Here is an 18,935-nt window from a genome sequence, read left to right on the forward strand (position 1 = left end):
GGCGGGCAATAGCTCTAATGAAAGCGATGTTGCAATCCCTCTGATTACGCTGTAAACTAAATTAGTCGAAGAAGATATGTCCAACACAGCCGAATGCCGTCCGGGCAAAGGTGGAGGGTCGTCGTGTGCCGGGTCAGCCTGGCCGGAGCAGACAGGAGAGAACGCATGGGCACGTTCCACGCCGTCGTCGCCAACTCCCTCGCCGCGTTCGTGACGAATACCTTCGTGTGGTTCGCCGTCACCTTCTGGGTGTACCTGGGGACGAGATCGGTGGTCGCCACGGCGGTCATGGCGGGGGTGTACACCGCGACCGTCGCCGTGTCGGGCATTTTTCTGGGGTCGCTGGTGGACCGCTTCCCCAAGAAGACGGTGATGCTGCTCTCCGGGATCGGGTCGCTGCTGCTGTACGCCGGGGCGGGGGCCGTCTACCTCGCCGCGACGCCGCAGGCGCTGGCCGACCCCGCCCATCCGCTGCTGTGGCTGTTCATCGTGCTGGCGCTGTTTGGGGCTATGGCGGGAAACGTCCGCTCCATCGCCCTGTCCACGCTGGTCACGCTGCTCGTCCCCGAGGAGGGGCGGGACCGGGCGAATGGGCTGGTCGGCACGGCGAACGGGGTCGCCTTTCTCGCCGCCTCGGTGTTCAGCGGGCTGGCGGTGGGGACGCTGGGGATGGGCTGGGTGCTGGCGCTGGCCGCCGGAGTCACGCTCCTCGTCCTGGGGCACCTGTGGACGCTCGACCTCCCGGCGCGGGCAACCGATCATTCCGGGGCCAATTCCGACCGGGTGGACCTGCGCGGCACCATCGCCGCCATCGGCGTCGTGCCGGGCCTGTTCGGGCTGATCTTCTTCCACACGTTCAACAACTTCCTGGGCGGCATCTTCATGGCGCTGATGGACGCTTACGGCCTGGAGCTGATGTCGGTGGAGGTCTGGGGCCTGCTATGGGGCTTTCTCAGCCTGGGCTTCATCGTGGGCGGCCTGATCGTGGCGCGGAAGGGCCTGGGGCGCTCGCCGCTGCGGACGCTGTTTCTCGCCAATATCGCCATGTGGGCCATCAGCTCGGTCTTCACCCTTCAGGCGTCCGCCCTACTCCTCACCGCCGGGCTGTTCGTGTGGCTGTGCCTGATGCCCGTCGTGGAGGCGACCGAGCAGACCATCCTGCAAAACGTCATCCCGCCCGAGCGGCAGGGCCGGGTGTTCGGTTTCGCGCAGAGCGTGGAGCAGGCCGCGTCGCCCGTCACGGCCTTCGTGATCGGCCCGGTCGCGCAGTTCGTGTTCATCCCCTTCATGACGACGGGCGCGGGCGTGGACCTTATCGGCGGCTGGTTCGGGACCGGGCCGGACCGGGGGCTGGCGCTGCTGTTCACCGTCGCCGGGCTGGTCGGGCTGCTCGTCACGCTGCTCGCCATGCGCTCGCGGTCGTACCGTGTGCTGTCGCGCCATACGCAGGTGCCGGAGAACGGGGCGACGACCACAGAGGCGATCACGGCGTCGTAAGTCACCGACCCCCATTCCCGCCTGCGCTCAATGATCGCCCACCCGACGCCTGCCGAGTCGCACCAGCCGCCGCAGCAGGCGCAGGTGCCGGGCGTAGGCCGGGGGCGGGCCGCTGTGCCAGAGCGCCCCGTAGAGCGCCCGCTTGCCCCAGCGCCGCAGCCGTTGCTGTCCCGAAGCCGTGGGAGCCGCCCCGATGGTCAGGGGAGCCGCGCCGTCAGGACCCCGCAGGGCGTGCAGGGCCGCCAGGAACTCGCGCGCGAAGTGCCCGTACAGCCCCTCGCGCAGAGTTCCTCCCAGGGGACGCGGCGCGATATACGGATTGGTGTTGATCTCGTACACCTGCACCCGCCCGCCCACCACGCCGTAATCGACGCGCCCGTAATCGATGTGGGCCAGCTCGAAGACCTCGCGCAACTGGACCTCGTGGGGATGGTCGTGCAGAAAGCGGGTCTCCTCGGCGACGGTCTCCTGGTCGACCACCATCTCGCCGCCCAGCCCACGAACCTCCCAGTGGCGGCCAAAGAAGATGTCCGTCGGGATGATGCGGTCGCCGACCCGGAAGGCGGCGTAGCGGCGGTACAGGCCCCGCCCGTCACGCTCCCCACGGAACTCGGTCACGATGGTGCCGCCCGGACTCCGGTCCCCGGCACGTCGGCGCTCCAGGAAGCTCTCCAGGGCGGGTGCGTCGTGGAGGAGGGCCGAGGTCACGGCATTGTGCCCGCGCTCCCCCCGCACGAACACCGGGAAGCGGCGCGGCGGGCGGCCCTCGTCGAGGCGGTAGACATCGAAGTCGTTGAGGCCGCGTTCGTGGAGGAGGCGCAGCAGCTCGAAGCGCTGGCGAACGCGGATGGGAGGGTTGAGCAGCCGCACGGCGGGTCCCCCGGACGCGAGCTGCCGCCACACCCACGCCGCCCGCTCCAGTTCCGCGTCGGAGAGCCGTTCGAGGTCCGCGAAGACGTATGTGCCCGGCGGCAACGTCCGGGCAGCGAACAGGGTCGGGTAGGCCAGGGGGACGACGTGGGGCGCGAGGGCCGCTCCCGGCCCGGCGAGAAAGTCCTCCAGGCACGGGTGATCCGGCGTCGTGAGCAGGTAGATCATCGGGTCATCCTCACACCCTCCATAGAGAGTTCACCTCTCGTCTATAAGGGTGCGCGTCGGGAAGGTCAACGTTCCGTCCGCAGATACTCCGCCGTTTCCGCGTCCAGCGCGAGGTCGCCCGCTCCCACGCTGTCCTCCAGTTGTTCCAATGTGTACGCGCCGATGATGGGAAAGACCGGGAAGCTCTCGGCCATCAGCGCCGCCAGCGCGACCGCGTTGGGCGAGCGACCGAGGCGGGCCGCGACCTCCTCCACCCGCTCCAGCCTGCCGAAATTGGCGCTGTTGTAGTAGAGCTTCTGCACCTGCCGGGCCGAGGGGGAGTCCACGCCCTTCCGGCCCGGCCCGTACTTGCCGCCGAAGAAGCCGTTCGCCTGGGACGAGTAGGGCACCGCCGCCAGCCCGGTCTCACGGTGGAGGTCTGCGGTGGCGTCGTCCATCGTCACCAGCGTCGGGTCCCCGATGGAGCCGGGATTGGGGTCGGCGAGGCTCCAGAGCATCTGGTTCGCCACGAAGGGCCGCAGTCCGGCCCGCCCGGCGTAGGCGTTCGCCTCCCGAATGCGGGCCGCGCTCCAGTTGGACGCCCCAAAGGCGCGGATGGCCCCCGAGTCCGCAAGGTCGTTCAGCGTGTCCACGATGTCCTCGACGGGGTGAGCGGGGTCGTCGCGGTGGAGCCAGTAGAGGTCCACCACATCCGTCCGCAGGTCCGCGAGGCTGGCCTCCAGGTCCGATTGGATGTCGCCGCGCGAGAGCCGACCGCGCCGCATGTTCTCCATCGGGGGATGGCCGCCCTTCGTGGCGAGGACCACCCGGTCGCGGTGGCCGCGCGCCGCCAGCCAGCGCCCCAGCATCTTCTCGCTGCGGCTGCGCTCGCCGGGCAGCCAGTCGGAGTAGACGCGGGCGGTGTCGAGGAACGTGCCGCCGAGGTCGAGGAAGCGGTCGAGCAGCCGGAAGGACGCAGCCTCGCCCAGCGTGCTGCCGAGCGCCACCGTGCCGAGCGCGATGACGGAGGGCTGGAGGTCGGTGCCGGGGATGAGGAGGGAGCGCATGGGTGGTCCCCACTGTACGGGAGACACTGGACTTCCTGGGAAAGCGGGGATAGAAGGGTAAAGGGTCGAAGGCGGGAGGCAGAAGGCAGGGGGCCAGGAACAAGTGTCTCCTGTCTCCTGCGACATGCAAAGGAAGTTTCTACGTGTGGGAGAGGATGGTCCCGGCGCGATGCAGCCTGATCCACTTGATCGGTCCTGACGGTCGAGGCCGGATTGTTCTCCCGCTCCCGCGTCCGTGACGCTCGGCTGAGGGTTAGGCGACCGCGTGTGGGGCCTCGTCCGCCCGTGCTCCCCCGACTGCCGCGCTCTGACCTGCGGTGGCACCACACTCCAGCTCCTCGCGGGGACGGCGCTTGTGGGCGTACATGGCGTGGTCGGCGGCGATGAGCAGGGCGGACGCGCTCATGCCCGGCTGGTGGACGCTCCCCCCGGCACTCGCGCCCGCACCGGGGAACTCCACGCCCACGGCACGCGCCACGGCCAGCACCGTCTCCACCGCCTCCGGGACGCTTCCTTCGCCCACTTCGTTCAGCAGGACGGCGAACTCGTCACCGCTCAATCGGTAGACCCGCCCATCCGGGCCGAAGGTGCGCCCGAATCCGGCCCCGAACGCCTGGAGCAGGGCGTCCCCGCGTGCGTGCCCCTGCGTGTCGTTGACCGCCTTGAGGCCGTCCACGTCCACCAGGACCAGCGCGAACTCTCCTGGCCGTTGGGTCACGGCGCGGTCCAGGTCCGCCTCCAGGGCGCGGCGGTTGGGGAGTCCGGTCAGCACGTCGGTCAGGGCGGCGCGGGCGAGGGCGGCGTTGAGGTCCTCCAGTCGGCGTTGCAGTCCACGGACATGCGCCACCGCCACCGCGAAGGCGAAGGCGAACGGCACACCGAACCACGCCAACCGCTGCCCCTCCACCCGTTCCGACTCCGGCAACAGCAGGCCGAAGGCGAAGTGATACACGGTGGCGAGGACCAACGCACTCACCACACCGACCCGCGCACCGAACACCCAGGGCACCAGACTCAGGGGAACCAGGGCAGCCGCGACGACCCCGACGCCGAAAGTGGGAATGGCGGCGAACAGCAGCAGCAGGTACAGCGCCGCCAGCGCCGCCAAAATCGGGAGAGGAAGCCTTCGCATGCCGGGCCAGAATAGCCGCGCCGTTCTCACCGCTTCCTGAACGCCAGAAGATGAAGCGCGGGGCGGAACGGAAGATGGGCGGGAGGCCGCAGAAGGTCGAAGGCAGAAGGCACCCGGCACCCGTCGTCGGCCCTGTGCTTTCCGCCGCCTCCCGGAAGAACATCTCCCAGGACGGGGCCAGGCCGACTCCCCTTCTGGCGACTGGCGACCTCCCACCCCCAGCTCCCCTTACCCCCGCAGGTCCGCCAGCGCCGCCTCCAGCCTCGGCAGGAACTCGTCCACGCGCGGCATCATGAACAGGCCGCGCCGGATGGGTCGGTCGCCCGCCCCGCCCGGCCCGGTCGCCATGTGGTCGGCCACGTCGGGGGCGTGGTCGCGCACGAGGCGCATGAAGAGGCGGTAGGCCTCCGGGTCGTCCACCAGCTCGTTCATCGTGCTGTCGAGCGTGAGCGGGGGTCTGGGTGCCTGTGCCGGAAGCGGGACCGACCAGCGGTGCGGCCCCGAGCCGACCTCGTGCGTCTCCCCGCCGCCGGGCAGGCTCACACGTGCGGTCGTGTTCGCCGGGACCGTGACTTCCAACGTGAACTGCTCATCCTCAATTCGCCACCCCGACTCGGCCCAGCCGTAGGGCGTGCGGTGCCGGGCGCGGGCGTGGGTGAGGCCACCACCGGGGACGGGGCGGATGTCGAGCCGCCTGTATCCCGGCTCAGCGGGAGCCAATCCCGCGACCGTGCGGTGCATCCAGTCCGCCACCGCACCGAGGGCGTAGTGGTTGAAGGAGGTCATCTCGCCGGGATTGATCGAGCCGTCGGGGAGCATGGAGTCCCAGCGTTCCCAGATCGTCGTCGCGCCCATCGTCACGGGGTAGAGCCACGAGGGGCACTCGCGCTCGGTGAGGAGGCGGTAGGCCGCGTCATACGCCCCCACACTGCATAGCGCGTCGCAGATCAGGGGCGTGCCCACGAACCCCGTGCTGACGCGGTAGCGGCTGTCGCGGGCGAGGGCGGCCAGCCGCTCCCCGGCATGTCGTCTCTGTTCCTCGGTGGGCAGCAGGCCGAATTGCAGGGCCAGCGCGTAGGCGGTCGTCGCGTCGCTGATCACCCGACCGTTGGGGGTGACGTACTCCCGCTGGAAGGCGTTCCTGACCTCGGCGGCGAGCGAGAGGTACTTCGCCTCATCCTCGGCCCGACCCAGCACCCCGGCCACCTTCCCCACGAGTTCGGCAGAGCGGGCGAAGTAGGCCGTGGCGACCACGCCAGGCTGCGTCTTGGCCGCGCCGGGTCGCTCAGGTGGCGCACTCGGGTCGAGCCAGTCGCCGAACTGGAAGCCCTTGTCCCACAGCCGCCGCTCTCCGGTCAGGCGGCCCAGGTGGTCCAACCATCCCTTCATGCTCCCGAACTGCCGCTCCAGAATCCCGGTGTCCCCGAACCGCTGATACAGCACCCACGGCACGATCACGGCGGCGTCACCCCATGCGGTCATCGGCGTCAGCGCCATCTCGCCCTGCGTGTTCGGCACCACGAAGGGCACCACGCCGTCTGCCGTCTGCTCGGCGGCGAGGTCGGCGAGCCAGGAGGACAGGAAGCCGGACACGTCGTAGAGGAAGGACGCCGTGGGCGCGAAGACCTGAATGTCCCCCGTCCACCCCAGCCGCTCGTCGCGCTGCGGGCAGTCGGTGGGCAGGTCGAGGAAGTTGCCGCGCATTCCCCACACGACGTTCTGGTGGAGCTGGTTGAGCAGGGGATCGGAGCACTCGAAGGTGCCCGTGCGCTCCATGTCCGAGTGGAGGACGACGGCCACGAGGTCTTCCGGTTTCAGCTCGCCCGGCCACCCCTCGACCTCGGCGTAGCGGAAGCCATGGAAGGTGAAGCGCGGCTCCCACGTCTCCTCTCCCCCACCCCTCAGCGTGTAGCGGTCGGTCGCCGCCGCGTGACGGAGGGGACGGGTGCCCAGCTCGCCATGTTCGAGAACTTCGGCGTGGCGCAGGGTGACGGTCTGTCCGGCCTCACCCCGCACGGTCAACCGTACCCAGCCCACGAGGTTCTGCCCGAAGTCCACGAGCGTCTTGCCGGACGGGGACGGGAAGATGGAGACGGGCGCGACGGTCTGAATACGGCGCACGGGCGGGCCGAGGGGGGCGACGAGCGTATCGAAGTCCCGCTCAACAGCTTTGACCCCGCTCCACTCCCCGTCGTCGTATCCGGGTGACGACCAACCTTCCCGTTCCAGCCGCGCGTCGTACGTTTCGCCGTCGTAGATGTCGCTGCCGAGGATCGGACCCGTCGAGGAACGCCAGGACTCGTCCGTGACCACCCGTTCCGTCGTCCCGTCCGCGTACCCGATCTCCAGTTGGGCGAGGAGGGCAAGCTGGGTGCCGTAGAGGTTGCGTCTTCCACCACCGAAGCCGAGCTTGCCCCGGAACCAGCCGTCCCCCAGAGTTGCACCGATGGCATTCCGGCCCTCGCGCAGCAATCCCGTCACGTCGAAGGTCTGATACCGCAGGCGGTGGTCGTAACTCGTCCAGCCGGGCGCGAGGACGTGATCGCCCACCCGCTCCCCGTTGAGTCCGGCCTCGTACACACCCTGGGCCGTGACGTACAGCCGCGCCCGCACCATGCCCGCCTTAACGTCGAACTCCCGGCGTAGCAGGGGGGCGGGCTGGGGTTTGGAGAGGTCCTCGTCACGAATGGGGGCGACAAAACGGGCGGTCCAGTCCTCCAGCGTGAGCAGGCCAACCTCGGCGGTGGCGGGTTCGCTCCACTCCGAAGCGCTGCCGTCCTCACCCCAGACCCGCACACGCACCATCGCGCGCTCCCGCGAGGTCAGCGGCGCGAAGGGCCAGGGCACCAGCACCGACTCGGCGGACGCGACGCGGCCCGTCGTCTCCCCCCCTTCCCCGCCTTGCCCCGAACGCTCGATCTCGTACGCGGCCTGACGCCATCCCAGCGCGGCGGTCCCGGTGATCCACGACAGCCGGGGCGCGGTCTCGCCGATGCCCAACGTCTCGCGGTGATGCTCGAAGCGCAAATCAGAGATGGTAGGGAGGTGGGCGGTGGTGTCTGTCGGGGTGGGTTCTGAAACGGTCATGCGTGGTTCCTTTGCGTGAAAGTGCCTCTGGGGAAGAGGGAGGGGGCCGTCCCGAACTCGCACAGACGCCCCCGTGGAGGGGATACGGCGGCGCTCAGCCCTTGACGGCCCCGGCGGCCATGCCCTTCATGACCATCTGGTTGAGCAGCAGGTACACGAGAACGGTCGGCGCGACGGCGAGGGCGATCGAGGCGAAGGTCGGCCCCCACTCGCGCTGCCCGTACTGCCCGGTGAAGGCCAGCAGCCCCGACTGCACGGTGCGAAGCTCCGGGTTGCTCGTGAAGGTCAGCGAGACGAGCAGGTCGTTCCACATGAAGAAAAACTGCACGAGCGCGACGGTCACGATGGCGTTGGAAACCATCGGCAGCGCGATCTTGTAGAACACCTGATAGATGTTCGCCCCGTCCACGATGGCCGCCTCGATGATCTCGCGGGCGAAGGACTTGAAGTACCCCACGAGGAAGAACACCACCAGCGGCAGCCCGAACGCCGTGTACGTGATGATCAGCGCGAGCCGGGTGTCGAGCAGGTGGACGTTGAAGTAGATGGTGAACAGCGGCAGGATCACGATCTGGATGGGCACCATGATCCCGGCGAGGAAGAGCAGGGACGCGACGTTCCGCAGCCGCCAGCGCATAATCTCGATGCCGAAGGCGGCCATCGTGCCGAGGACGATGACGAGGACCAGCGACGGGATGACCGACAGCACGCTGTTGATGAAGTAGCGGCTCATGTTGCCTTCCGTCCAGGCGCGGGCATAGTTCTCCCAGTGGAGGGCCTGCGGCAGCGCCCACATGGGATTGGCCGTGAACTCGTCGGCCCCCTTGAGAGACGACAGGAAAATCCACACCACCGGGTACACCGCGATGAAGACGACGAGCAGCACGAGCAGGGTCATCGGGAGCCGCGAGAGCCACGCCCAACGGTTGACCGGCGGCGTCTTGTTCGGAACGGAGAGAGAGGCGGAACGTTGCATGGAGTCACTTCCTCTCTGGGGTCAGGTCCCGCTCCGGCGTGCCCGCCAGAAGATCAGCAGCGTGACGAGCAGGCACTGGAGGGCGAGGGTGAGCGCGATGGTGCTGCCGTAGCCGTACTCGCCATAGGTGAACGAGGTCTTGTACATGTACAGCGTCAGGGGCGTGGTGGCCGTGCCCGGTCCGCCGTTCGTCAGCGCCAGGATGGAGTCGAAGACCTTCAGCGTCCCGTTGAGGCTGAAGATCAGGGACGCGACGGTGATGGGCGCGAGCAGCGGCAGCACCACGAAGCGGGCGAGCGTCCAGCCCTGCGCCCCGTCGAGCCGGGCGGCCTCGATGGTCTCCTCTGGAATATCGACAAGTCCGGTGAAGAGCAGGATCGCGTAGAAGCCCATCGCCTTCCAGATGTCCATGACGCCGATGATCCAGAAGGCGCTCGACCCCTGCCCCAGCCACGCCTGCACCGCACTCTCCAAGCCGACCGCGCTCAGCAGGCTATTCACCAGGCCGTACTGCGGGGCGATGGCGAAGAGCTTGACGAACATCTGCGCGACGGCGACGGTGGGCAGCACGACGGGCAGGAACACCAGCGTGCGGACGAGCACCGACGACTTCTTGAGATAGAAGGCGTACAGCAGCGCCAGCGCGAGGCCGAAGATCACCTGCCCGGCGGAGACGAACAGCGCGTATTTGGTGCCGAACCACAGCGCCTTCCAGAAGGTCGGGTCCTCCAACAGCCGCAGATAGTTGCTTACGCCGACGAACTTGAATCCGGCGATGGGCGAGCCTTCGTACACGGTGTAGCCCAGCGACCAGAGAATCGGGACGAGGACCACCAGCGCGTACAGCAGCAGGGCCGGGCCGACGAAGACGAGCACCGCCCGCCAGTCACGGAGCGTTCTTTCCATTGCCTTCTCCTGGGTGCCTCCCCCGGTGGGGAGGGGCGGCTGGCCCCCACCACAAGGACCAGCCGGGCCGGGGCCTCAGCGCAGCGCGGACTGCAACTGCTGGAGGTAGTCCTGCGGGCTGAGGTCGCCCGTCACGAGGGGCTGCACGTTGTCGGTCGCCACGGAGGTCGCCTTCGGGCTGAAGTACCCCTCGAACCACAGGTAGCCGTTCTTGGCCGTGTCCAGCCGCTGCTGCACGAGCCTCGTCAGGGCGGGGACGTTGGCGGGCGTCTTCGTCACCTTGAAGCCGGTGATGCGGCCCTGCTCGGCGAGCGCGCGGTCGCCGTAGTTGGAGAAGACGGACTTCATCCAGTTGCCGAGCGCGGCGTCGTACTGCTTGGCATTGACCGCCACGCCCAGCCCCGTGTTCACCGACCAGTCGGCCAGGGTGCCCTTGCCCCCCTTCACGGTCGGGAAGTTGAAGAAGCCGATGTTCTGCGCGCCGATCTTGTTCTGCGCCCTGTCGTTGAAGTTGGCGAGGACCCAGCTTCCCATGTAGAACATCGCCGCCTTGCCCTGGAGGAAGGTGTCCACCGCCGTCTGGTAGTCCACGGTGGTCACGCCCCGCCCGAAGTAGCCCTTCTTGCCGAGGTCCTGCACGGCGGTCACGGCCTCCACGAAGCCCGCGTCCGTCACCTTCAAAGTCCCGGCCTTCACCCGGTCCATCACGTCGGGGCCGTACTTGCGGGCCACATAGCCGCCGATCAATCGGGTCAGCGGCCACTTCTGCTCCCCGGAGGCGGCGAAGGGCTGGATGCCCTTTTTCTGGAAGGCGTCGGCGGCCTTTACCAGGTCGTCCCAGGTTCTCGGCTCCTTGAGGCCGTTTTGCGCGAAGAGCTGCTTGTTGTACCAGAAACCCTCGATGTTCAGCTCCAGCGGCAGCGAAACGAGCTTGCCGCCCGCCACCTTCTTGTTGAGCTGCACGGCGACCGGGTTGAGCTTGTTGTAGATGCCGAGTTGCTTGAAGGTCTGCTCCAGGTCCACGACCTGTCCCCTCGCGTTGAGCTGTTGCAGCAGGCTGGGCTGGTCGATGGAGAACAGCGTCGGGAGGCTGCCGCTCGCCGCGAGAAGCTGGAGCTTCTGCGAGAGGTCCGTCTGGGGCGCGTTCTGGTACTGCACCCTCACGCCGGGATTGGCCCGCGTGTACGCCTGCGAGAGCTGGAGGAGGGTCGCCGTGTACCCCTCGGTCTGCGTCTGGGGCGTGAGGTACGTGATGTTCTTGTTGCCCTGCGCCCCAGCGGTGGACACGACGACGCCGAGCACGAGAAGGGCGGAGAGGGAGGCGAAACGTGCGGGCTTGTTCATGGGGACTCCTGGGGGGAGGGGAAGGCGAGAAGTGATGAGAGTTGAGTGGTGAGGGATGAGGCGGGGCTGATGACTGGCGACTGGCGACTCACACCTCACGGAGCAGGACTCACGGCTTCCCCCTTTGCAATCGCCCCGGTCTCGAAGGCGCTCGCCACGGCGAGACTGGCGGCACCGCGCACCCAGGGGGTGAAGTGGCCCTCCTCCCACGGCACGACGACGACGGGGAGGTGGTCGGCGAGTCCGTCGAAGGTATGGGCGTGCAACGTTTCGCGCAGGGGGCCGAAGTAGCTCTCGCCGAACTCGGCCCCCTCGCCGCCGATGACGACGAGTTCGGGATTCAGGGCATTGACGAGGTAGGAGAGGTGGGTACCGAGCAATCGGCCCGCCGTGCCCAGCACCTCCCGCGCGCCCGCGTGTCCGCCGTCCGCGAGGGCCGCGAGGTCCCGGCGACCCAGGCCCGCGTGTTCGGGGTGACGCCCGGTAAAGTCCCGGAGGACGGCCCGCTCGTCGGTGTAGGTGCCCAGGCAGCCCCGGCGACCGCAGCCGCAGGGCCTCCCCCCCGGCACGGCGACGTTGTGCCCGAACTCGCCCGCGCCGCCCTCACGGCCCCGGTAGACCTCGCCGTTCAGGACGAAGGCCCCGCCCACCCCGTACCCCACCGCGACGACGAGGAAGTGGCGGGCGTGCTTGCCGTGCCCGAACAGCCGCTCGGCGGCGGCGAAGGCGTTCACATCGTTGTCCACCCAGGTCGGCAGCCCGGTCTGCCCGGTCACGAGGCGGGCGAGGGGCACGTTCTCCCACCCCAACTTCACGCCGCGGACGGCGGTGCCGCTCGCCGCGTCGATCACGCCCGAGAGGCCGATGCCGACGCCGATCACGCGCCCCGGCCCCACCCCCGCCTGACGCGCGAGGGTCTTGCACAGCCGCCCGACCTGCACGGCGACCTCGCCCGGCGTGGTGCCGCTCAGGGCCTCCGTGCGGTGGGCGAGCACCCGCGTCGAGAGGTCGGTCAGCACGGCCTCGATCTCGCCGCGCTCCTCGCTGAGCTTCATCCCGGCGGCGGCGTGCGCCCCGTAATCGATGTCGAGGTAGATCGGGCGTCTCCCTCCGCTCGCCCCCGCCGCGCCCACGCTCCGCTCCACGAGCAATCGGTCGGCGATGAGTTCGGCGGTCACGCCCGAGATGGACGCCCCGCTCAGGCCCGTGAGGTCGGCGAGTTGCGTGCGGCTGGTCGGCCCCAGGCGGCGGATATGGTTGAGCACATTCCGGCGATTGAGCGCCCGCAGCACGCTTGGGTCCCCCTTACCTGAACTCACGCTCTCACCCCCTGTTGGTTCGTTTACGTTGTGAAGTAACCGGAGTGTAACCTTAAGATCAGCTGAAGTCAACACCGAGAAGTGAGAATCGGTGGGCTTGATGTGAGGTTGTGGGTGAGGTGGGGCGCTGGCGTCGGGGCGCGGGTGGGAGCGGAGAACCCTGGCTTTACGGGCGCGCTCCTGAGACTCCCTGGTGTTCCCAGTCGGGCGGCTCATTCGGGTCTTCTGCCCTTTCTGCCCTGCGCGCGAGACTGGGCGGGTGAGGAGGCAACGCTTCCCCTGCGCCCTTTGCCGCCCACGTGGTTCCTCGCAGACCCGTTCCGCTGGAAGCTGGCCGCTGGCCGCTGGCCGCCTTCCCGGTCCCAGCCCTACCGTCCACTCACCCGAACATCACACCCCCACTCTCCGAGGAAGTCATAAAGAGTGGGACCTGTCCGGGTTCTGTGACAGGTGGGGGGTAGAATCGTTGTCCATGAGGTCCCGTCTTCCAGCCGCCCACCACACGGGGGAAGGTGCGCGGCCATGAGGTCCATTCAGATTCTGCTCGTGGAGGACAACGCCGCCGACATCCTGCTCACGGAGGAGGCGTTCAGCGAGGCGGAGTTTCCCCACACGCTGCACCTCGCCCGCGACGGGGTGGAGGCGCTGGCGTTCCTGCGGCGGGAGGGCGAACACCTGGGTGCCCCGCACCCGGACGTGATCCTGCTCGACCTGAACATGCCGCGCATGGGTGGGCTGGAACTGCTCGATGTCCTCAAGGTCCACGACGAACTGCGCCACATCCCCGTCATCGTCCTGACGACCTCGCGCGCCGAACAGGACATCTGGCGCAGCTACCACCTGCACGCCAACGCCTATATCCCCAAGCCCGTGGCCCTCGGCGAGTTCGTGGAGGTCATCCGCTCCTTCGGGGCCTTCTGGTTCGGCACGGCGGCCCTGCCCCCCGACCGTCAGCCCTGAACCTGAGCGCAGGCGAAAACGGGAGCCTCACGTGTGGACGGCGCGACCCGCCGCTCAGGGTGAGTTCATCCGGCTCGTCACCCTGACCCGGACTGGTGCCGCTTTGCTGGCGCTCGGCATGACGGTACGGTTGCGCTCCGCCTCAAGGCAGGACGTTGCCCGCCGCACGGTAGATGGCGTACCACTCCTCCCGCGAGAGGTGGACCTCGCTCGCCCGGCAGCAGTCCTTGAGACGTTCCACATTCATGGTCCCCGTGACGGGCTGCATCCGCGCCGGGTGGCGCAGCAGCCACGCCATGGCGATGGTCGTGTTGCTCACGCCGTGATTTGCCGCCACCTCGTCGATCTGCGCGTTGAGTTCGGGGAACTTCGGGTTGTCGAGGAAGACGCCCTCGAAGAAGCCGTACTGGAAGGGCGACCACGGCTGGACCGTGATGTCGTGCAGGCGGCAGTAGTCGAGGACGCCACCGTCACGGTTCACGGCGGCGTCGTTCTCCATGTTCACGTTGAGGCCGCCCGTGATCATCGTGGCGTTCGTGATGCTGAGCTGGAGCTGGTTGGCGACGAGGGGCTGGCGGACGTACTTCCTCAGCAGGTCGATCTGCCGGGGGTGCTGGTTGGAGACGCCGAAGTGGCGGACCCTGCCGGAGCTGTGCAGTTCGTCGAAGGCCGCCGCCACCTCCTCCGGCTCCACGAGGGCGTCGGGGCGGTGCAGCAGCAGGATGTCGAGGTAGTCGGTCCTCAGCCGCCGCAGGATGCCGTCCACGGAGGCCAGGATGTGTTCGCGCGAGAAGTCGAACATGCCCTGCCGGATGCCGCACTTCGATTGCAGGATGATCCCCTCACGCACGCGGGGACTCATGCCGATGGCGTCGGCGAATATCTCCTCGCACGTTCCCCCGCCGTAGATGTCGGCGTGATCGAAGAAGGTCGCGCCCTCGCCCATCGCCGATTGCACGAAACGTTCCGCCCCGGCGCGGTCGAGGGAATTGATTCGCATACACCCAACCGCGATCACCGGCACGTCGAGGTCACTGGTTCCGAGCTTGATTGTTCTCACGGCAGCCATTCTCCACCACTCTCCACCGCCGGGGGTGAACACCGCCTACCGAGAGTCTTCCGGGAGGCCGGGCCGAGGCCTGGGGCGGCCTGCGGGGGCGTGTGCTCAGCCAGCCGTCCGCGTCCGCAGGGTGACGCCCCGCAGCATCCGGGCACGCTCCCTCGCCTCGGCGGTCTCGGCGCGCAGGGACCGGGCCTCGTCGGGCTGGTCGGCGGCCTCGAAGTGCCTGCCGAGGTGTTCGAGGAGCATCACGTCCTCGTCGAGCGCCCGGACGGCCTGCCACAGCGACGTTTCGATGGAGTGCCGGACCTCCGAGAGCAGGGTGGCCGCCGTGTAGGCGTGGCCGGTGTGGCAGCGGTAGCGGGTGGTGCCGCCCTCGCGGAGCTGGACGAGGACCCCGTGGCACTCCGGGCAGGTGAAGGGGGAGAGCGGCCCCTGGTTGAGGATGCCCGACTCGAAGGCATTGTCCTCCGAGGCGATGCCCACCTCCAGCTCTATTCTCCGCAGGTCGTCGGCGTTCATGGTCGTCCTTCCCTCACCCTCGTCGGGTCGCGGGGCGACCGCCCAGGCATTCAGGCGGGGGCCGATCTCGCGGGCGGGGAGGATGTCGTCCACCTCGACCTGACGCGCGGCGCTCAGGGGCATCTCGGGGTACTCGGCCTCCTCCGGGTGCTGGACGATGGCCGCGCCGCCCAGATGCTTGATGCTCCACAGGCCCGAGGCACCGTCGTCCTGCATCCCCGAGAGCAGCACCCCGGCCACCCCCGGCCCCCGGTGGTACGCCGCCGAGCGGAACAGCACGTCGATGCTCGGGCGCGACCGGTTCTCGCGCGGGCCACGGGTCAGGCGCAGGCCGCCCTCGCCCAGGAGGAGGTGGTGGTCGGGGGGGGCCACGTAGATGCGGCCCGGCTGCGGCACCTCGCCGTCGCGGGCGTGGGTGGCGGGCAGCGGCCCGGCCCGGCCCAGGAGGTCCGGCAGGACGCTGGGCTGGTCGGGCGGGATGTGGACCACCACGAGCAACGTGGCCGGAAGGTCGCCCCGCAGCCGCTCCACGATCCCCAGCAGGGCCGGAAGCGCCCCGGCAGACCCCCCGATGACCACCACGGGCGGGAGCGACGAGATCGGGGCGTGGGTCACGGTCCACCGACGCTACGCCTCCGGGCCATGCGTCACAACCGCGACGGGCGGCGGCCTCAAGGCATGGTGAAGGCGGAGCTGGTAGGGAGGCGCTGATGAGGAGGGGCAGGCGCGGCCCCTCACCCGCCGGGCGCTAGACTGCCCCCGAAGACTGCCGCCGAAGCCCGCCCCTGCGCCCCTCCCTGCGGAGACCCACGTCATGTCCGAAGAACACCTCGATGCCCCCTCCCACCCCGCCGACCTCCTCCCGGACCTCCCGGAGGCCCCGCCGCCCGGCCCCGACGCGGGGGAGGTCGCGGGGGAGGTCGTCGCCCCGGCCCCGGCCCGGCCCCGCGCCGTGGTGGGCATCGGCGGGTCGGCGGGGGCGCTCGACGGGTACGAACGCTTCTTCCTGGGGCTGCCGCCGGGGGGCGGGATGGCCTACGTGATCGTGCCGCACCTCGATCCGGAACACCGGGGGCTGATGACGGACATCCTGCGGCGCTGCACCCCCATGCCGGTCGTGCAGGTCGAGGACGGCACGGAGCTGCGGCCCGACCACGTGTACGTGATCCCGCCGGGCCGCAGCCTGACCCTGCGGCACGGCACGCTGCTGCTCGACGACCTGGAGGCGGCGCAGGGCCGGACCATCGACACCTTCTTCGCGTCGCTGGCCGCCGACCAGGGCACGCGGGCGGTGGGCGTGGTGCTCTCGGGGACGGGGAGCGACGGCACGCGCGGGGTGCAGGCGATCCGCGAGGCGGGCGGGCTGGTGTTCGTGCAGGACCCCGAGGGTGCCCAGTACCCGGCGATGCCGCAGAGCGCCGCCGCGACCGGGCTGGCGAACGAGGTGTTGCCCGCCGAGGACCTCGCCCCCCGGCTGCATACCCTCGTGACGCGCGCCCCCCAGGGGGACCCGGCGGAGGGGACGGGGGCGGGCGACAACGCGCCCCTCCAGAAGATTCTGCGGCTCGTGCGGGCGCGGGTGGGGCACGACTTCAGCGGCTACAAGCGCAGCACCCTCGTGCGGCGCATCGACCGCCGCATGAAGGGCCACCTGATCAGCGACGTGGCGCAGTACGCCCGCTTCCTTCAGGAGAACCCGGCGGAGGTCGAGGCCCTCTTCGCGGACTTCACGATCAACGTGACGAGCTTTTTCCGCGACGAGGAGGCGTTCGGGGAACTCCAGGCCCGGCTGCGCGAGTACATCCTGACGTTCAAGGGCGAACTCGACACCTTCCGGGTGTGGGTGGCGGGCTGCTCGACGGGCGAGGAGGCGTACTCGGTCGCCATCGTGCTGCACGAGCTGCTGGAGGAGGTGCGCGAGGAACGCACCCTCAAGGTGCAGATTTTCGCCACCGACATCGACCGGGAGGCCGTCGAGCGGGCGCGGCTGGGGCTGTACCCGCGCGAGATCGCCTACGTGGTCTCGCCCGAGCGGCTGCGGCGCTACTTCACCCCGCGCGAGGAGGGCTATCAGGTGAGGGCCGAGGTGCGCGACCTGCTCGTGTTCGCCACCCACAACACCTTCGGGGACCCGCCCTTTACCCGGCTCGACCTGCTGTGCTGCCGCAACCTCCTGATCTACCTGGGGCCGGAGCTGCAACGGCAGGTCATGGCGCTGTTCCACTACGCGCTCAGGCCGGGGGGCCTGCTCTTCCTGGGGGCGAGCGAGACGGTGGGGCCGGAGCGCGAACGCTTCACGGCGCTCCATCCCCGCTGGAAAATCTTCCGGCGAGGCGAGGGTCCCGCCGGGCCGCTGCCGGTCCGGGGCGGGGGCACCTTCCCGGCGCTGGCCCCGGCGGAGGGCGGCGGGGGGGCGCTTCGGCGGCCTGGCCGGGCGGTGGACGTGACGGGGCAGGCCCAGAGCCTCCTGCTCGCCGAGTACGCCCCGCCCGCCGTCGTGGTGAACGAGTCGGGCGAGATTCTGTTCGTCAACGGGCGCACCGCGCGCTACCTCGAACTTCCCAGCGGCAGGACGATGACGAACCTGTTCGAGATGGCGCGCGACGGCCTGCGCTACGAGTTGCCCGCCGCCGTCCGGCAGGCCTGGGTGCGCCGCGAGGCGGTCCGCACGAGTTCGGCGCTGGAGGTCGGGGGCGTGATGCACATGGTGGACGTGACCGTGTGGCCCCTGCACGGGCCGTACCACGGGCTGATGATGATCGTCTTCCAGGACCGCCCCGCCGCCGCCGAGGCGGTGACGCCCCCCGAGAAGCGCGACCGGGTGCTCACCCTGGAACACGAGTTGCAGTACACCGAGGAGTCGCTCCAGGCCACCATCGAGGAGATGGCGGTGTCGATGGAGGAGACCAAGAGCAGCAACGAGGAACTCCAGACCACCAACGAGGAGTTGCAGAGCAGCAACGAGGAGCTGACGACCTCGAAGGAGGAGTTGCAGTCGCTCAACGAGGAACTCATCACGATCAACGCCGAGCACCAGCGGGTCATCACCGACCTCGCGCAGGCGAACGACGACATGAAGAACCTGCTGGAGAGCGCCGGGATCGCCACGGTGTTCCTGAGCAACGACCTGCGGATCAAGCGGTTTACCCCGCGCATCACCCGCGTGATCAACCTGATGCCGGTGGACGTGGGGCGGCCCATCACCGACATCAGCGTGAACCTGCGCTACGACAACCTGACGGCGGACATCGGGCGGGTGGTGGAGACGCTGGAGACCTTCGAGACTCAGGTGCAGACCCTGGACGGCGCGTGGTACCTGATGCGGGTCAGCCCCTACCGCACCTCGGACAACTTCATCGACGGGGTGGTTCTGGCCTTCACGAGCATCGACACGATCAAGACCCTCGAACGCCGGGTCCGCGAATCGTCCGCCGTCGCCGAGGCCGCGCTGGACGCGACGCAAGACCCCGTGCTGATCCTCGACTCGCGCCTGCGGGTGGTGACGGCCAACCGCGCCCTCCACGCCCTGCTGCACACTACCCCCGCCGGGGTGAACGGGGAGTTCCTGAGCGAGATCAACCACTTCGCCCTCGACCTGCCCGACCTTCTGGCCCGCTTGCGCGACGTGATCGCCACCGAGGAACCCATGACGGCCTTCGTGGTGAACGTGAACCTGCCCTACGGGGGCCAGCGCAAGATGAAGACCGAGGCCGCGCCCCTGCGCGACGTGGACGGCCAGAGCGTCCTCTTCCTGCTCAAGCTGGAGGACGTGACCGAGCTGCTGCGCCGCGCCGCCCACGAGGGCGAGGACCTCACCGGGGACGTGTCGTCGCCACCGGGGGAGTGAACGTCGGGGAGGGCGGAAGGCGGAAGGCAGGAGGCGGGAGGCGGGAGGCAGGAGGCCAAGCGTATGCGCCCCCTGCCTTTCGCCTTCGACCCTCGACCCTCGACCTCCGACCCCCCGCGCTCCCGGCACCCATGCTCGCGG

At 69.2% G+C, this 18,935-nt stretch carries 13 protein-coding genes; 3 read left to right on the forward strand and 10 right to left on the reverse strand.

Annotated elements, in window-relative coordinates; translation table 11 throughout:
* Nucleotides 1–165: 165 nt before the first annotated feature.
* Nucleotides 166–1,497, forward strand: coding sequence for an MFS transporter (locus tag V3W47_RS03420; protein ID WP_331823765.1), 1,332 nt, complete (start codon nt 166–168; stop codon nt 1,495–1,497).
* Between the two features lie 27 nt (nt 1,498–1,524).
* Here the strand turns inward: V3W47_RS03420 and V3W47_RS03425 are convergent, their stop codons facing one another.
* From V3W47_RS03425 to V3W47_RS03460, 8 genes are all read right to left on the reverse strand, one after another.
* A complete protein-coding gene (locus tag V3W47_RS03425; RefSeq protein WP_331823766.1) occupies nt 1,525–2,595 on the reverse strand; it encodes an ATP-grasp domain-containing protein in 1,071 nt (356 codons plus the stop codon).
* 65 nt (nt 2,596–2,660) lie between these two features.
* On the reverse strand, nt 2,661–3,641 hold the full coding sequence (locus tag V3W47_RS03430; RefSeq protein ID WP_331823767.1) for an aldo/keto reductase: 981 nt from the start codon (nt 3,639–3,641) through the stop codon (nt 2,661–2,663).
* A 253-nt stretch (nt 3,642–3,894) separates the two neighbouring features.
* Entirely contained in the window at nt 3,895–4,773 is an 879-nt protein-coding gene (locus V3W47_RS03435; RefSeq protein WP_331823768.1) for a GGDEF domain-containing protein, read from the reverse strand.
* Between the two features lie 228 nt (nt 4,774–5,001).
* Nucleotides 5,002–7,860: a glycoside hydrolase family 78 protein gene (locus V3W47_RS03440; RefSeq protein ID WP_331823769.1), complete on the reverse strand. Its 2,859-nt coding sequence runs from the start codon at nt 7,858–7,860 to the stop codon at nt 5,002–5,004.
* Nucleotides 7,861–7,954: 94 nt separating this feature from the next.
* Entirely contained in the window at nt 7,955–8,836 is an 882-nt protein-coding gene (locus tag V3W47_RS03445; RefSeq protein WP_331823770.1) for a carbohydrate ABC transporter permease, read from the reverse strand.
* Between the two features lie 21 nt (nt 8,837–8,857).
* Complete coding sequence (locus tag V3W47_RS03450; RefSeq protein ID WP_331823771.1) at nt 8,858–9,742, reverse strand: carbohydrate ABC transporter permease; 885 nt, start codon at nt 9,740–9,742, stop codon at nt 8,858–8,860.
* 75 nt (nt 9,743–9,817) lie between these two features.
* Nucleotides 9,818–11,086, reverse strand: a complete 1,269-nt coding sequence (locus V3W47_RS03455; RefSeq protein ID WP_331823772.1) for an ABC transporter substrate-binding protein — start codon at nt 11,084–11,086, stop codon at nt 9,818–9,820.
* A gap of 95 nt (nt 11,087–11,181) precedes the next feature.
* Entirely contained in the window at nt 11,182–12,405 is a 1,224-nt protein-coding gene (locus tag V3W47_RS03460; protein WP_331823773.1) for an ROK family protein, read from the reverse strand.
* Between the two features lie 522 nt (nt 12,406–12,927).
* On the opposite strand from V3W47_RS03460, the gene V3W47_RS03465 reads away from it, so the two are divergent.
* Nucleotides 12,928–13,365, forward strand: coding sequence for a response regulator (locus V3W47_RS03465; RefSeq protein WP_331823774.1), 438 nt, complete (start codon nt 12,928–12,930; stop codon nt 13,363–13,365).
* 142 nt (nt 13,366–13,507) lie between these two features.
* Here V3W47_RS03465 and V3W47_RS03470 read toward each other — a convergent pair whose 3' ends face one another.
* Both V3W47_RS03470 and V3W47_RS03475 read right to left on the reverse strand, forming a co-directional pair.
* The gene (locus V3W47_RS03470; RefSeq protein ID WP_331823775.1) at nt 13,508–14,425 is read right to left on the reverse strand and encodes an aldo/keto reductase; all 918 of its coding nucleotides are present in this window, start codon (nt 14,423–14,425) and stop codon (nt 13,508–13,510) included.
* Nucleotides 14,426–14,530: 105 nt separating this feature from the next.
* Nucleotides 14,531–15,562 carry a chemotaxis protein CheB gene (locus V3W47_RS03475; RefSeq protein WP_331823776.1) on the reverse strand — a complete coding sequence of 344 codons (1,032 nt, stop codon included), beginning with the start codon at nt 15,560–15,562 and terminating at the stop codon, nt 14,531–14,533.
* A 199-nt stretch (nt 15,563–15,761) separates the two neighbouring features.
* Here V3W47_RS03475 and V3W47_RS03480 point away from each other — a divergent pair, with 199 nt between their 5' ends.
* The gene (locus V3W47_RS03480) at nt 15,762–18,794 is read left to right on the forward strand and encodes a CheR family methyltransferase (protein WP_331823777.1); all 3,033 of its coding nucleotides are present in this window, start codon (nt 15,762–15,764) and stop codon (nt 18,792–18,794) included.
* The last annotated feature ends 141 nt before the right edge of the window (nt 18,795–18,935 follow it).

This window comes from Deinococcus sp. YIM 134068 (genome assembly GCF_036543075.1).
GTDB lineage: Bacteria > Deinococcota > Deinococci > Deinococcales > Deinococcaceae > Deinococcus > Deinococcus lichenicola.

Coding starts and splice junctions, on each gene's coding strand:
- V3W47_RS03450 (WP_331823771.1), bottom strand. CDS start 9,742: ATGGAAAGAACGCTCCGTGACTGGCGGGCGGTGCTCGTCTTCGTCGGC.
- V3W47_RS03435 (WP_331823768.1), bottom strand. CDS start 4,773: ATGCGAAGGCTTCCTCTCCCGATTTTGGCGGCGCTGGCGGCGCTGTAC.
- V3W47_RS03465 (WP_331823774.1), top strand. CDS start 12,928: ATGAGGTCCATTCAGATTCTGCTCGTGGAGGACAACGCCGCCGACATC.
- V3W47_RS03425 (WP_331823766.1), bottom strand. CDS start 2,595: ATGATCTACCTGCTCACGACGCCGGATCACCCGTGCCTGGAGGACTTT.
- V3W47_RS03430 (WP_331823767.1), bottom strand. CDS start 3,641: ATGCGCTCCCTCCTCATCCCCGGCACCGACCTCCAGCCCTCCGTCATC.
- V3W47_RS03455 (WP_331823772.1), bottom strand. CDS start 11,086: ATGAACAAGCCCGCACGTTTCGCCTCCCTCTCCGCCCTTCTCGTGCTC.
- V3W47_RS03420 (WP_331823765.1), top strand. CDS start 166: ATGGGCACGTTCCACGCCGTCGTCGCCAACTCCCTCGCCGCGTTCGTG.
- V3W47_RS03480 (WP_331823777.1), top strand. CDS start 15,762: ATGTCCGAAGAACACCTCGATGCCCCCTCCCACCCCGCCGACCTCCTC.
- V3W47_RS03440 (WP_331823769.1), bottom strand. CDS start 7,860: ATGACCGTTTCAGAACCCACCCCGACAGACACCACCGCCCACCTCCCT.
- V3W47_RS03445 (WP_331823770.1), bottom strand. CDS start 8,836: ATGCAACGTTCCGCCTCTCTCTCCGTTCCGAACAAGACGCCGCCGGTC.